This is a genomic window from Mesorhizobium sp. 128a (assembly GCF_053848025.1).
In genome coordinates this window covers 157,199-171,063 of record NZ_JBSPKY010000006.1, presented here as the reverse complement: position 1 = coordinate 171,063, position 13,865 = coordinate 157,199, and the positions used below count along the sequence as shown (strand labels likewise).

General features: G+C 62.9%; 18 protein-coding genes. 5 read left to right on the top strand and 13 right to left on the bottom strand.

Annotation, left to right across the window (positions count from 1 at the left end):
* Positions 1-16 precede the first annotated feature (16 nt).
* Together ACWTU9_RS13160 and ACWTU9_RS13155 are read right to left on the bottom strand one after the other, a co-directional pair.
* Positions 17-721, bottom strand: coding sequence for a TIGR02281 family clan AA aspartic protease (locus tag ACWTU9_RS13160; protein WP_455858632.1), 705 nt, complete (start codon positions 719-721; stop codon positions 17-19).
* Positions 722-734: 13 nt separating this feature from the next.
* The gene (locus ACWTU9_RS13155) at positions 735-968 is read right to left on the bottom strand and encodes a DUF1289 domain-containing protein (protein ID WP_455858631.1); all 234 of its coding nucleotides are present in this window, start codon (positions 966-968) and stop codon (positions 735-737) included.
* Positions 969-1,166: 198 nt separating this feature from the next.
* Between ACWTU9_RS13155 and ACWTU9_RS13150 the strand changes: the two genes are divergently transcribed.
* Positions 1,167-2,165, top strand: a complete 999-nt coding sequence (locus ACWTU9_RS13150; protein ID WP_455858718.1) for a nicotinate-nucleotide--dimethylbenzimidazole phosphoribosyltransferase — start codon at positions 1,167-1,169, stop codon at positions 2,163-2,165.
* Between the two features lie 13 nt (positions 2,166-2,178).
* On the opposite strand, the gene ACWTU9_RS13145 is transcribed toward ACWTU9_RS13150, so the two are convergent.
* Positions 2,179-3,705, bottom strand: a complete 1,527-nt coding sequence (locus tag ACWTU9_RS13145; protein ID WP_455858630.1) for a sensor histidine kinase — start codon at positions 3,703-3,705, stop codon at positions 2,179-2,181.
* 75 nt (positions 3,706-3,780) lie between these two features.
* On the opposite strand from ACWTU9_RS13145, the gene ACWTU9_RS13140 reads away from it, so the two are divergent.
* The 4 genes from ACWTU9_RS13140 (at position 3,781) to ACWTU9_RS13125 (ending at position 6,304) form a co-directional block, all read left to right on the top strand.
* Entirely contained in the window at positions 3,781-4,389 is a 609-nt protein-coding gene (locus ACWTU9_RS13140) for a thermonuclease family protein (protein WP_455858629.1), read from the top strand.
* Positions 4,390-4,437: 48 nt separating this feature from the next.
* Positions 4,438-5,049 carry a glutathione S-transferase gene (locus tag ACWTU9_RS13135; RefSeq protein ID WP_455858628.1) on the top strand — a complete coding sequence of 204 codons (612 nt, stop codon included), beginning with the start codon at positions 4,438-4,440 and terminating at the stop codon, positions 5,047-5,049.
* A gap of 1 nt (position 5,050) precedes the next feature.
* On the top strand, positions 5,051-5,668 hold the full coding sequence (locus tag ACWTU9_RS13130; RefSeq protein WP_455858627.1) for a uracil-DNA glycosylase family protein: 618 nt from the start codon (positions 5,051-5,053) through the stop codon (positions 5,666-5,668).
* Positions 5,669-5,812: 144 nt separating this feature from the next.
* Complete coding sequence (locus ACWTU9_RS13125) at positions 5,813-6,304, top strand: Lrp/AsnC family transcriptional regulator (protein ID WP_006333679.1); 492 nt, start codon at positions 5,813-5,815, stop codon at positions 6,302-6,304.
* An 11-nt stretch (positions 6,305-6,315) separates the two neighbouring features.
* On the opposite strand, the gene ACWTU9_RS13120 is transcribed toward ACWTU9_RS13125, so the two are convergent.
* The 10 genes from ACWTU9_RS13120 to ACWTU9_RS13075 form a co-directional block, all read right to left on the bottom strand.
* Entirely contained in the window at positions 6,316-6,885 is a 570-nt protein-coding gene (locus tag ACWTU9_RS13120; protein ID WP_455858626.1) for a DUF3299 domain-containing protein, read from the bottom strand.
* A 46-nt stretch (positions 6,886-6,931) separates the two neighbouring features.
* Complete coding sequence (locus ACWTU9_RS13115) at positions 6,932-7,450, bottom strand: GNAT family N-acetyltransferase (protein WP_455858625.1); 519 nt, start codon at positions 7,448-7,450, stop codon at positions 6,932-6,934.
* Between the two features lie 25 nt (positions 7,451-7,475).
* A complete protein-coding gene (locus ACWTU9_RS13110) occupies positions 7,476-8,180 on the bottom strand; it encodes a DNA alkylation repair protein (protein ID WP_455858624.1) in 705 nt (234 codons plus the stop codon).
* 7 nt (positions 8,181-8,187) lie between these two features.
* Positions 8,188-9,057 carry an NAD(P)-dependent oxidoreductase gene (locus ACWTU9_RS13105; protein WP_455858623.1) on the bottom strand — a complete coding sequence of 290 codons (870 nt, stop codon included), beginning with the start codon at positions 9,055-9,057 and terminating at the stop codon, positions 8,188-8,190.
* Between the two features lie 104 nt (positions 9,058-9,161).
* Positions 9,162-9,983, bottom strand: a complete 822-nt coding sequence (locus ACWTU9_RS13100) for an ABC transporter permease (RefSeq protein ID WP_455858622.1) — start codon at positions 9,981-9,983, stop codon at positions 9,162-9,164.
* Positions 9,980-10,699 (bottom strand): ABC transporter permease, encoded by a 720-nt coding sequence (locus tag ACWTU9_RS13095; RefSeq protein ID WP_454575083.1) that lies wholly within the window; start codon positions 10,697-10,699, stop codon positions 9,980-9,982. Before ACWTU9_RS13095 ends, ACWTU9_RS13100 begins: the two co-directional genes overlap by 4 nt.
* A 74-nt stretch (positions 10,700-10,773) precedes the next feature.
* Positions 10,774-11,559, bottom strand: a complete 786-nt coding sequence (locus tag ACWTU9_RS13090) for an ABC transporter substrate-binding protein (protein ID WP_454575084.1) — start codon at positions 11,557-11,559, stop codon at positions 10,774-10,776.
* 216 nt (positions 11,560-11,775) lie between these two features.
* Entirely contained in the window at positions 11,776-12,279 is a 504-nt protein-coding gene (gene mobB, locus ACWTU9_RS13085) for a molybdopterin-guanine dinucleotide biosynthesis protein B (RefSeq protein WP_455858621.1), read from the bottom strand.
* Positions 12,276-12,908 (bottom strand): molybdenum cofactor guanylyltransferase MobA, encoded by a 633-nt coding sequence (gene mobA, locus ACWTU9_RS13080; protein ID WP_455858620.1) that lies wholly within the window; start codon positions 12,906-12,908, stop codon positions 12,276-12,278. The genes mobB and mobA overlap by 4 nt, the downstream gene beginning before the upstream one ends.
* 4 nt (positions 12,909-12,912) lie before the next feature.
* Positions 12,913-13,833, bottom strand: coding sequence for a DMT family transporter (locus tag ACWTU9_RS13075; RefSeq protein ID WP_455858619.1), 921 nt, complete (start codon positions 13,831-13,833; stop codon positions 12,913-12,915).
* Between the last annotated feature and the right edge of the window lie 32 nt (positions 13,834-13,865).

The following is a 13,865-nucleotide window of genomic DNA, read 5'->3' as shown; positions in this document are numbered from 1 at the left end:
AAACGCTCGAGGCGCTTCAATCCCGCAAAATCATCCGGTCGCCGCGCACGTCGAAGCCGGACAGCGAGCCTATGAAATTCATGCCGAGCAGGCTCTGACCGAGCGCACCGGGGGCTGCGACCATGACCTGCATGTTCTTGCGCACGATACCGCCGATCGCCAGTTCGTCGGTTCTCACCGAAGCGGCGCGCGCCATGCCGTTGGCGGTCGAGACAGGGACGGTGAAGCTCAATGCTGCCGGGTTGAAACCTGCCGCTTGCGCGTCTTCCGCCGTCAGCACCGTGCTGGTCGCGCCGGTATCGACCACGGTGCGGATCGCCGCGCCATTGACGGTGATGCGGGCTTCGAAATGACCGCTGTCGGCCTTGTCCAGGGTCACGGTGGCATGGCCATCCTCGACGCCGAGCGCCAGCGGGCTGCCGGGAACGAGGCCTGCCGTCACCCGGCTGGCGAAATCCTGCAACTCGTAGCGGTACTGGTAGCCGGCGACGAGCGCCAGCACGATCACGGCCCAGGTGCCGAGATTGCGGGCCATGGCGCCGAGCGGCCTGCCAGATCGGATCAGGCCGGCGCCGACCAGCACGCCGATCGCCCCCAGCCAGACCAGCCGGCTGAAATCATAATTCTCGATGCCGAACGTGCGGCCGGCGTCGTTGTTGATCACCAGCAGAACCACCGTGATGCCGATGGCCGCCATCACGATCCAGAACAGTCGGTTCATAGGAGCTGCCGTTTCACGAGGGGACGTCGCGCTCGCGCGCCATACGGGTGCGGCGTGTTTCCCGGCGCGGCCGGCGCTCGACCGTTTCCAGCCGGGCCGGCAATTTTGCCATGACGGCGCGCCTTGTTTCCGGCGTCATGCCCATCCATGCGCCGATTTCATCGCGCGTGCGGCCGCATCCGAAGCAAAAGCCGGTTTTCATGTCGATCGAACAGACCAGGATGCACGGAGATTCGATGGCCGTCATGATGTTCTCTTGGAGATCCCTTTGCGGAATCCCTTGTCTCGCTTCCACATGGTGCAACGGCAAAGCCAATGCAAGCCCTTCGGATTTCGCCGCCGGCCGCCGCTTTTGCGGCACGGCCCGGTGGTTGCGGCTTGATGGTTGTGCCGGCCGGGCAAGGCGGCTATGCCGCTTTCAACCCAGGAGACGAGCACCCACGCCATGACCAGCGCATTGCCTTTCGACGATTTCCGCGATCTGCTGGCGAACCTGCCGCCGGCTGACGAGACGGCCGAGGCGCGCGTTCGCACGCTGTTTGCCAAAGCCGACAAGCCGGCGGGTTCGCTCGGCCGTATCGAGGACATCGCGGCCTGGCTAGCCGCCTGGAGCGGTCGCGCGCCGCCGGCGGTGAACCGGCCTCTGGTGGCGATCTTCGCCGGCAATCATGGCGTGACCCGCCATGGCATTTCACCAACACCTGTCGCGGCGACCGCCGACGCCGTCGAGCTTTGCGCTGCCGGCGGTGCTGCAATCAACCAGGTCTGCATCGCCAACGATCTTGGCCTGAAGGTGTTTGACCTGGCGCTGCACATCGCGACCGCCGATATCACCGAGGACGCAGCTCTCGACGAACGCGGCTGCGCCGCCACCATGGCCTTCGGCATGGAAGCCATCGCTGACGGCGCCGACCTGATCTGCCTTGGCGATCTCGGCGTCGGCAACTCCACCGTCGCGGCAGCCTTGTGCGCGGCCCTGTTCGGCGGCAGCGGCGCCGACTGGGTCGGCCCGGGATCGGGTGCAGACGCGGCCATGCAGGCGCGCAAGGCGGGAGTGGTCGATGCAGCCCTTGCCTTCCACGGCGCTGCTCTCAAGGACCCGCTGGAGGCACTGCGACGCGTCGGTGGCCGTGAGTTCGCTGCCATCGCCGGCGCCATCATCGCTGCCCGGATGCAGAAGATTCCGGTGCTGCTCGACGGCTTTGCCGCGACCGCCGCCGCCGCTGTGCTGCACGCCGCCAATCCCGCTGCGCTCGACCATTGCCTGCTGGCCAGCCTGTCGCCGGAGCCCGGCCAAAGGCGCGCCGCCGAGCGGCTCGGCCTCAATCCGCTGTTCGATCTCGGCGTCAGCCACGGCGAGGGCGTGGGGGCAGCGCTTGCCGCCGGCCTGGTCAAGGCCGCCGCGCTTACCAGTTCGGGCATGGCCGCAGCGGTCAAAGGCTAAGCGACTCCGGCGATCAGCGCCGCCGCGCCGCCGCAGCCACCGTATTGGTCGGCAGGGCCGGCAATTCCTCCATCACCCGAGTGAGCGGGAAGATGGCGATCGCCTCTGTGCCTTCACGCAATTTGGACTGAAGTTCGAATTCGCCGCCATGCATGGCGAGCAGGCCCTGCACAATCGGCAGCCCGAGCCCGGTGCCCTGTTCGGCGCTCTTGATGGCGATCGAGCCCTGGCCGAAGGCGGACAGCACGACCGGGATTTCGTCTTCCGGAATGCCCGGCCCGTTGTCCTTGACCGAAATGTATTGGCCGCCGCCCGCCGTCCAGCCGACGCGCACACGAACTTCGCCGCCGGTGGCGGTGAATTTGATGGCGTTGGACAGAAGGTTGAGGATGATCTGCCGCACCGCGCGCTCGTCGGCGAACAGGCGCGGCAAGGCGATTTCAAAATCCTGGACGATGCGGATGTCCTTGTTGCGCGCCTTCAGCTCCATCATGTGGCAGCAATCTTCGGCGATGTTGAGCAGCATCACCGGCTCCTCGTTGAGCTGGTAGCGGCCGGCCTCGATGCGCGACAGGTCGAGGATTTCGTTGATCAGGTCGAGCAGATGCTGGCCGGAATCGTGCACGTCGCGGGCGTAGTCGCGATAGGTAGGGTTGCTCATCGGCCCCAGCACCTCATTGGCCATCACTTCCGAAAAACCGAGAATGGCGTTGAGCGGTGTTCTCAGCTCATGGCTCATCGAGGCAAGAAAGCGCGACTTCGCCAGATTGGCGTCTTCGGCCCGCCGACGAGCTTCGTCCGACATCGATTTTGCCGTCTCCACCTCGGCGAGCAGCGCGTCAGTTTCGGAGCGGAACGACAACAACATCAGCGACGATTGGTTGAGATGGCGCGCGATGTAGGCGAAGAACGGCAGCGCCGCGACCAGCAGTGCGACCATCATCGTCTCGACCGACATCCACAGTTTTGATTCGGCATAGGCATAGACCGCCACCGGAATGACGAAGGTGGCGAGCAGCGAGCCGCGCAAGGACGACGCCGTAATGGCGGTCGCGGCCATTGCCAGCAGCAGCACCATCGCCTTGATCACCGGGAAATAATCGATCTGGCAGGCGGCACAGCCGAGCCAGGCGAACCAGGCCCAGCCGAGGCCGCACAGCGAATGGCCGATCAGAAAAACCCGGCGTGTCACTAAAGGGTCGAGTTCGGCCGCTTCGGTGCGTTCGACGCGCCGCGCCATGAAGGCAACGATCGAATAGCAGATCAGCGTGAACAGCGCCCAGATGCTGATCTGCTTGTCCATGCCCGCTAGCAGCCCGCTCGCCGCGATCACCAGCACCAGAAGCGGAATGACGGTCGCACGTCCCATCATGGCGCGCGCATGCAGCCTCAGGAGCTCGCGGTCGAAGTCGAGATTGCCGACCTGTTGCGAAAGACGGTCACGAGTCTTGCGCACCGCGCGCGCCACATCGCTGTTGCGGTGCGGTTTCCTGCGGTCCACAATGAATTTATCCGCTGTGTTCGAGCGTAGCAGAGGCATGGAAACTTCAATTTATGCGCGCAGCGATCTTAATTCGTTAAGCTACGTTCGAATGATTAAGAGACTGTTTGCCATATGAGCCGTTCGTGGTCGCCAAGGCCGCGCCGGCGATACTATCCGCCGCCACCGCGAAGCCTGTGGCGCAAGACGCTGGACTACGGGCTGACGATCATCCTGCTCGGCCTGCTGATCCTGGTCGCAGCGCGGCTCGACCGCTTCGAGACGCGCAAGGCGGAGGGCGCGGCGATCGTCAATGACGGCGATTCACTCACGCTCCGCATGCGCGGCATCGATGCCCCGGAATACCGGCAGATATGCCGCAAGGACGGCGCCGACTATGCCTGCGGCAGGCTGGCGCGGCAGGCCCTGGTGCGGCTGATATCCGGCAATCCGGTGACCTGCAGCGGCTGGCAGCGCGACCGCTACGGCCGCCTGCTTGGCGACTGCAAGGCCGGCGGCAAGGACCTCAACCGGGCCCAGGTCGAGGCCGGCTGGGCCATTGCCTATGGTGACTACGAAACCGAGCAGGCCGTTGCCCGCGCCGGCAAGGCCGGCATCTGGGCCGGCACCTTTGATGCCCCGCAGGACTGGCGCGAAAGCCACCATGAAGGCCCGGTCGAAAGACGGCACGGCACGCTGGCTTCGATCGGCGACGCCTTGCGCGAAATCTTTCGCTTCCGATGAGGAGCGCGCCGTGTCCTATAGTCTGTCCGCAAGATCGGGAGGATTGAGATGAAACTGTTCGACGGTGGCCGCGCCCCCAATCCGAAGCGTGTCAGGGTCTTCCTAGCCGAGAAAGGCATCGAGGTGCCGCTGGTGCCGGTAGACATGGGCGCAATGGGTCACAAGCAAGAGCCGGTCAGTTCGCGCAACCCGCTGCGGCGCCTGCCGGTGCTCGAACTCGACGACGGCAGCATCATCACCGAATCCGTCGCCATCTGCCGCTATTTCGAGGAACTGCATCCAGAGCCGCCACTGTTCGGGCAAGGCGCGCTTGGCAAGGCAAAGGTCGAGATGTGGCAAAGGCGCATGGAGTTCAATCTGCTCAGTTGCGTCGCTCAGGCTTTTCGCCACATCCATCCAGCGATGAAGGAGTGGGAAATTCCGCAGATCCCCGAATGGGGCGAGGCCAACAAGACGAAAGCGGTCGAGTTCCTGAACCTGCTCGACACCGAACTGGCAAACCGGGAATTCGCCGCCGGCGATAGCTATTCGATTGCCGACATCACCGGCATGATCGCCATCGATTTCATGAAACCGGCGCGCATCAAGGTACCGGACGAGTGCACCAATGTGCTGCGCTGGTATGCGGCAATCTCCAGCCGGCCGAGCGCCTCTGCCTGAGATGGAGACGAACCTCGAACGCTTGACGGCAAAGATCCGCGCCTGCCGCATCTGCGTCGACAATCCGGTGGGCCGGCCGCTGCCGCACGAGCCGCGTCCGGTGCTGCTGCCCTCATCCAGCGCCCGCATCCTGCTTGCCAGCCAGGCGCCGGGCACCAAGGTGCATTTATCCGGCATGCCGTTCACCGACGCGTCAGGCGACCGTTTGCGAAGCTGGCTGGGTGTCAGCACCGACGAATTCTACGACACCGAAAAATTCGCCATTGTGCCGATGGGTTTTTGCTTTCCCGGCCAGGATGCCAAGGGCGGCGACCTGCCGCCGCGCCGCGAATGCGCGCCGGCCTGGCGCGCGCCGCTGATGGCGCTGATGCCGCAGATCGATCTCGTTCTGACCATCGGCTCCTATGCGCAGTCATGGCATATGGGTGCGGCTCGCCGGGTGTCACTGACCGAAACCGTGAGGGACTGGCGCGCTATCTGGGACGCTGCGGTAGGTCCCAAAGTGCTGCCGCTACCGCATCCGTCATGGCGCAACACAGGGTGGCTGAAACAGAATCTGTGGTTTGAAATGGATTTGCTGCCCTTCCTGAGATCGGAAATCCGCTATCGCATTGCTTAAGCGTTAAGCAAGATTTCACTCGCTTTTGTGCCGTTCGGCAGAATTTCTTTCTTGTGAAAGGCCTAAATAAGAGGGAGTATAGCCAATCTATTCCCAAAGCGCGCCGCGCCCGAGGGAACGCGGCCTGCACTAGGGAGCACCTCAATGGATCGCCTTGACAGAAAAATTCTCCGCCTCCTGCAGGAGGACGCGACGCTCGCGGTTGCCGATGTCGCCAAGAAAGTCGGCCTGTCGACGACGCCCTGCTGGCGCCGCATTCAAAAGCTCGAGGAAGAGGGCGTCATCAAGCGGCGCGTCGCCATTCTCGACCATGAGAAGGTCAATGTACGCGTCACCGTCTTCGTGTCGATCCGCACCAATTCGCACAGCCATGAATGGCTGCGGCGCTTCTCCGAAGTGATCCAGGAATTTCCCGAAGTGGTCGAGTTCTACCGCATGAGCGGCGACGTCGATTATCTCCTGCGCGTGGTGGTGCCCGACATCGCCGCCTACGACGCCTTCTACAAGCGGCTGATCGCCAAGATCGAGATCCGCGACGTGTCGTCGTCCTTCGCCATGGAGCAGATCAAATACACGACTGAAATGCCGCTCGACTACATGGTGCTGGACAAGGAATCGGGCGCCAACGCGGCTTGAGGCTCAACCCGCTAGTTCTTCTTTTTGTTGAGAAAAGTCCAAGGCGAGTTGACCGGCAGCGTTATCGTGTCCGGCACGGTGTCGACAGCCGCCACCTCGGCCTTGTGCACGGTATAGCCGGACTGGATGATGCTGACGCCGTCGAGAATGAACAGTTGGCTCTTCTCCATGCCGGGATGCAAGGCGCCGGTCACGGCAACTGCTTCATAGGCTTCCGACATCTTGTAGGGATGGGTCGGCGTCACCAGCACGATCTGGTTCGGCGGCGGCGTCGGCATGTGGCTGCAGGCGCCCGTCCACGGCACCAGAAGGAATTGGTAGACGAGGTCGCCGTCGCGGTCGACCGGCAATGCATAGCCGGCTAATTGTATCGTCTTGTCCTGCAGATTTGTAGACAGCGTCTCGCCATGATCGGGCAGTTTTGCCGCGATCATCGGCAGGCCGGCATCCTCGGCCACCGCTTGTGTGGCCGGACGCAGATCCTTCCAGAAGATGTGCGCGGTTTGGCCCGACGCGTTGGTAGCGATGAACACCAACAACGCGGCTGCAAGCGCCGGGGTCGATTTGACAGGACTGCTCATCCGTTGCTTCCTTTGGGCAGAAGTAAAGACGCCGTGGCCGATCGCGTCAACGCTCGAGCCGCATCACATGTCTGCGAGAACCGGCCATGCCGATCTCATGAAACCCGCGAGCGGCGAACATGTCGCGAAATCCCATGAAACGGTAGCTCGGCGATGCCGGGTCGACGGGGTAGGCCTCGATCGTGCTGGCGCCCTTGGCAAAGGCGTGGTCGATGGCGGCGTCAAGCAGCGCTGCCGCCAGCCCGCCGCCGCGCAGCGCTCTTGGAACATAGAAGCAGACGATCGACCAGATGCCCGTCTCGCCATCGTGCTGTTGCGGCGACAGCTTGCGGTAGGTCTGGCGTGGCGCGACCGAGCACCAGCCGACCGTCTTGCCATCGAGCTCGGCGAGAATGCCGACCGGCGTGCCTGCCTCGACAAGCGCCATCATGGCCCGTTTCAACTCAGCGTGCTGGACATGCTCGCGGCGGCCGGGCAGGGGCCGCCAGGCCATGCACCAGCAATATTTCGGCCCGCCCTGCGCTTCGAAGAGGGCCTCGAAATCGGTTCGGGTCTTTCGGGTCACCGCGCTGAACCGGACTTTGTCCAGGTCAGGCTTTTCTGGCGGCGATCCGCTCGAGCGTCTTGGCATTGCTCAGTTCCCGCACCGCGTCCTTGCCGATCCAGCGCGCTGTCTTGTCCGGTGACATAGCGAGCTTCTGCGCCACGGAAAGGGCAGCGCCGTGGATCTCCATCGAGCGCTTGCCGATCGAACGAAGCGCCCAGTTTGCCGCCTTCTTCACGAAATTGCGGCTATCGGTGGCGTGCGCTTCAATGATCGGCAGGAAGCCGAGGAAAGTCGCTACCGGCTCTTGCTTCCGGTGAACGACAGACCAGGCCATCATGGCAAAGGCCGTGCGTCGAACGAACTCCCGTTCGTCCGCCGCGAACTCTTCGATCAGTTCCTTCCAGGCGTCCGTGTCGACGAAGAGATCGGAGACGCCGTCAACGATATCCCAGGAATCGAAGGACGCCGCCCATTGCCTTGCATCCGCTGCGGAAAAGCGCTTCGGGTCGGCCGTGACGGATGCGATGAACTGCGCCTCCATGATGCCGGTCTGCCAAAGATCGAAGGCTCGCTCGTGGTTGCGCTTGATCTTCCTGGCGATCTGCCGCTGCATGCCATGCGAAATGCCGAGCGCCCGCTCGATCCTGATGCCATAGCGCAGCATGCCGCGGCGATTTTCTTCCGAGCCGATCGACCGCAAATGCGCGACAATCTCGGCGGCGCTGGATTGGGGCGAAAGCTCGGTCATCCCCAGCCTATTTTTCCAGCCGCGCCAGCAACGACGACGTGTCCCAGCGTTTGCCGCCCATCGCCTGCACATCCTTGTAGAACTGGTCGACAAGGGCGGTCACCGGCAGTTTCGCGCCATTGCGGTCGGCTTCATCGAGGCAGATGCCGAGATCCTTGCGCATCCAGTCGACGGCAAAACCGAAGTCATACTTGCCGGCATTCATCGTCTTGTGGCGGTTCTCCATTTGCCAGGACCCGGCAGCGCCCTTGGAGATCACCTCGATCACCTTTTCGATGTCTAGCCCGGCCTTCTTGCCGAAATGGATGCCTTCGGCCAGTCCCTGCACCAGCCCGGCAATGGTGATCTGGTTGATCATCTTGGTGAGCTGGCCCGCGCCCGACGGGCCCATCAGCCCGACCATGCGGGCAAAGGCGTCGATGACCGGTTTGGCCTTGTCGAAAGCGCTCTGCTCGCCGCCGACCATCACCGTCAGCACGCCGTTTTCGGCCCCTGCCTGGCCGCCTGAGACCGGCGCGTCGAGGAAGGAAAAGCCGGCCCTTTCAGCGGCTTCGGCCAATTCGCGCGCGACCTCGGCCGACGCCGTGGTGTTGTCGATGAAAACGGAGCCTTTCTTCATAGCGGCGAACGCACCCTTGGCCCCGGTCGCTACCGAGCGCAGGTCGTCGTCATTGCCGACGCACGAGAAGACGAAATCCTGGCCCTCTGCCGCCTCGGCCGGCGTCAAGGCAAGCTTGCCGCCATGCTGGGCCACCCATTGCTCGGCTTTCGCGGCCGTGCGGTTGTAGACCGTGACGTCGTGTCCGCCCTTGTTCCTGAGGTGCCCGGCCATGGGATAGCCCATAACGCCAAGACCGAGAAATGCCACAGATGCCATAGGTTTGCCCTTCAGACGGAACGGAAATTGTCCGCGCAAGCTCTATGCTCTGCGCGCAATTCGTCAAGACGCGCATGGGCCGATCGACTGGTGCAGCCGACCAATCAACGCTTCAAATGTATCGTGATCCGGCGTTCGATCCATTCGACGCCATGGCGTAAGATCTCGACCATCACCAGATAGACAAGGGCGACCCAGATATAGGCCTGGATGTCGAACGAGTTGGCAAAGGCAAGCTTGGCCTGACCCATCAAATCGTAGACGGTGATGATGGCGACGATAGCCGAGGCTTTGACCATCAGGATCAACTCGTTGCCATAGGGACGCAAGGCCACGATCAACGCCTGCGGCAGGATGATCTTTCGCAGCGTCTGCAATTTGTGGAGGCCGAGCGAGGCGGCGCCTTCCCATTGGCCTCTTGGCACGCTTTCGATTGCGCCGCGCAGGATTTCGGCCTGATAGGCGGCGGTGTTGAGTGCGAAGGCAAACACACCGCAATTGAAAGCGTCTTTGAAAAAATCCCAGAGGCCAATCGTTTGAAGTTCAGCCCTGAACGATCCCAGGCCGTAGTAGACTAGATATGTCTGGACCAGCAGCGGCGTGCCGCGGAAGAAATAGACATAGCAATAGGCGAGGCCGGAGAGGAGCCGGTTGCTGGACATACGTCCATAGGCGACCGGCATCGACAGGATCGCTCCGAGCACCATCGATATGCAGACCAGCAACAACGTGGTTTGAAGGCCCTTCAGATAGGCCGGGGCATATTTGGCGAAGAAGTCGGTGTTCCAGGCAAAGATGAGGTAACTGACGATGCCGAGGCCGAACAGGATCCAGAAGCCGACCATCGCATAGCCGATGACACGGCTGCGCGGCCACCCACGCGCCCGTGGTGGCGGCCGTTCGACCATGGTGGCGGTGACGCTCATCGTTGTGCCTCTCGCCGGCCGAGCGAGCGCAGGATCGCGCTGGTGGCAAAGGATGAAACGATGGCCAGACCGAGGAAGACCAGGGCCGCAACGCCATAGAACAGGAAAGCGTGCTTGGTAACGCGGGCAGCAGTGTAGGCATTGCGCAGCGTCTCGGCGAGGCCGACGACCGACACGAGCGACGTATCCTTGAGCAGGCTGAGCCAGCAGTTCTCAAGTCCGGGAAATGCAATGCGAAGGAGTTGCGGCAAGATCACCTTGCGCATGGTCAGCCAGTTCGACAGGCCGATGGCATAGCCGCCCTCATACTGGCCTTTCGGTATGGCACGAAAGGCTGAAAGAAACACCTCGCTGGCATAGGATGAAAAGATCAGCGACAGCACGATCATGCCGGCGACGAAGCTGTTGACGTCGACGGTCGCGTCGGGCCGGAAATATCGCACGAGATGCTGCAGCAGAATTGGCACGCCAAAGAAGAACAGGAACAGCGTCACCAGTTCCGGCAAGCCGCGGAAGACGGTGGTGTAGATATTGGCGGCAAGCCGCAGCGACGGTTCTTCGGACTGTTTGGCCCAGGCGACGAAAAAGCCGATCGTCAGGCCGATGGGCAGTGTCGCCAGTGCAAGCGCGATGGTGACCAGCGCGCCATAGGCAATATCGTCAATCCAGCCATCGGGTCCCCAACTCAGAAGTATCCATATGTTCTGGCTTGGCATTGACGGGTCTTGTCTCCACTTCTGTCAGGCCAAGGCGGCGGGGAAATTTCCCCCGCCGTCTTGATTTCGAACTATCAGGACTCGGCGCCGTAAACGTCGAACTTGAAATACTTGTCGTTGATTTCCTTGTATTTTCCGTTCTTGCGGATGGCAGCGATCGCGTCGTTGAACTGCTTGACGAGATCGGTCTCGCCCTTGCGCACGGCGATGCCGGCGCCCGGCCCAAAAATCTCGACCGGCTGCGGCGAAGGCTGGCCTAGAATCTTGCAGCAGGCGCCGTCGGGCGAATCCAGGAACTGCTGCAACACGACGATATCGTCCTGGATCGCGTCGAGACGCCCATTGGCGAGATCGGCCTGCTCCTCGGGGCTGCTCGGATAGCCCTTGACAGTGCTGTCCGTATAGGTCTTCGAGGCGTAGTTGAAATGCGTCGTCGTGGTGGCGACGCCGATCGTCTTGCCGGCGAGGTCTTCCTTGGTAACGCCCTTAAGCGTCGAGTCCTTCGGCACAGCCAGCGCCGAAGGGGTGTTGTAGTATTTGTTGGTGAAGTCGACCTTTTCCTGACGTTCCGGCGTGATCGACATCGAGGCGACGATGGCGTCGAACTTGCCGGCCTGCAGTGCCGGGATGATGCCGTCCCAATCCTGGGCGACGAAGGTGCACTTGACCTTCATCTCGTCGCAGAGCGCCTTGGCGATGTCGATGTCGAAGCCGACGAGCTGGCCGTCGGAGGTCAGATTGTTGAATGGCGGGTAGGCGCCTTCGGTGCCGATCCTCAGGGTCTTTTCCTGAGCCTGGGCGACGCCGAGCGTCAGCAGCGCAGCCGATGCGGCGAGCGCGATACGCAGTGCAATACGCATGATAGTCCTCTCTTTATGGCTCCCGGCCGTCGTTCCGAAACGGCTCTGTGGGGCGGTGCTTTTGACCGCCCGCTGCCGCGATACTCCCACTGTTTTCGGGACAAAAGCAACAGTAAAACCGTTGCTTGCGGGATTTGCAGGTCCAACAAATGCTGACGCCGGGTTAGCCAATGCAACCGCTCAGGAGACCGGCTGAACCGGGCTCGGGCAGGGGCGTCAGGTTTTGAGGCCGGTGGTGCGCTCGATGAAGTCGGCTATCGATCCCGTGTCGTTGAGATCGAACACCGGCAGGCTTTCGCCGGCGACCGCGAAGTCGGCGGCAATTGCCACGATATGCGCGTCGTTCGCCGAGAGTGGCGACCGGTCCTTGGCGTCGAGCCGCCGGGTCTCGATCTTGCTGTGCGCCTCGCGCTTGTAGCCTTCGACCAGCACGATGTCGCACGGTGCAAGCCGCGACAGGATCGTCTCCAGCCTCGGCTCGTCTTCGCCGCGCAGTTCGTGCATCAGCGCCCAGCGTGTGCCAGACACCACCGCGACTTCGGTGGCGCCCGCCTGGCGGTGGCGAAAAGAGTCGGCGCCCGGCTTGTCGATGTCGAACTCGTGATGGGCGTGTTTTACAGTCGACACCGTCCAGCCCCGAGCGACCAGTTCGGAGACCAGCTTCTCGGTCAATGTGGTCTTGCCGGAATTCTTCCAGCCGGTGATGCCGAATATGTTCATGGCGCGATGCTCTGCAACAGACGCTCGGCCACCGCAAGATCGTCCGGTGCATTGATGTTGAAGAACGGGTCGAACTGACCGCCGTCAACCGCCAGCAGCGGAAACTCCACCTCGACAAAATCATGGCGCTCGATGAAGGCGGAGACCCGCCTGTTGTCCTCGTCGACCAGGAAATGGCGCAAGGCCTGACGCAGCCGGAGCGGCCACAGTGCGAAGGTCGGATGCCGCCTGCCGCTGGAACTGGCAACCGCGATCGAGCCCGACCGACCGGCTGCGGCGGCGGCCAGCCTCGTGACCAGATCGACCGGCAGGAACGGCGTGTCGCCGGCGGCCGTCACCAATGCCTCGGAGGCATTGTTTGCTGCCGCCCATTCGAGGCCGGTAAGGATCCCGGCCAGCGGTCCGGCATGGCCTTCGACCGTATCGGCGAGAACCGAAAGCCCGGACGCCGCAAAGCGTGCCGGATCGCCATTGGCGCTCAGCACCAGCGATCCGACCTGCGGCGCCAGGCGGGCAACGACATGGTCGAGCAGCGGACGCCCACCAAGGGCGAGCAAGGTCTTGTCGCCGCCGCCCATGCGCCGTGACAGGCCTCCGGCCAGGATGATCCCTGCAATGTCTCGGCTCATGGCCCTATATGCCGTCCGGCGCCATGTCGGGTCCAGCGCTTTCGGCGGCGGGCTTTTGCCGGCCGACGACCCGCTCGCGATAGAGCGCGTAGAGACCGGAGCCGATGATGATGGCGGAGCCGACGATCATCGGCACGTCGGGGATATCACCGAAGATTCCGAGGCCGAGCAGGATCGACCACAACAGCGCGGTGTAGCGGAATGGCGCGACGAAGGAGATGTCACCGGCGCGCATCGCCATGATGATGAACTGGTAGCCGATCAGCACCAGCACCGCCGCTAATGCCAACAGTGCCGTGCCTTTGCCGGACATCGGCGTCCAGCCGCCCATCGGCGACAGCAGGAGTGCGCCGACGATGGTCATGGCGATCGCGGTCGCCGTCGACACCAGCAATGTGGGGATAGCCTGCGGGATGCGCTTGGTTGCGAGATCGCGCACAGCACAACAGGCGACGCTGACGAGTGCGTATAGCGAATAGACGCTGAACCCTTCGAAGCCTGGCCGCACGATGATCATCACGCCGACGAAGCCCACGGCGATCGCCAGCCATCGCCGCCAGCCGACTCCTTCACCGAACACAAGGGCTGCCCCCATTGTCACCGCCAGCGGCAGCGCCTGCAGCACTGCCGAGACATTGGCGATCGGCAAATGCGCCAGCGCAACGAGGAAGGCGACGGTGGCGCCGGCCTCGCCGACGACGCGCAGCGCCACCAGCGGCTGCAGCATCGAGCCCGGTCGTTTGAGCGCGCCTTGCTGCCAGGCGAGCAGGCCGACGAGCACCGACGCAAAGGCGCCGCGCACCAGCATGACCTGCGCCATGTTCATCGATTCCGACGAGAACTTGGTGATGGCGTCGTTAAGGGTGAAGCCGATCATGGCCACCATCATGAACAGCGCACCGCGAAGATTTGGGGAAAGAGGCAAGGGCGTTACCGATTTTGCACGGGATCAAGCCT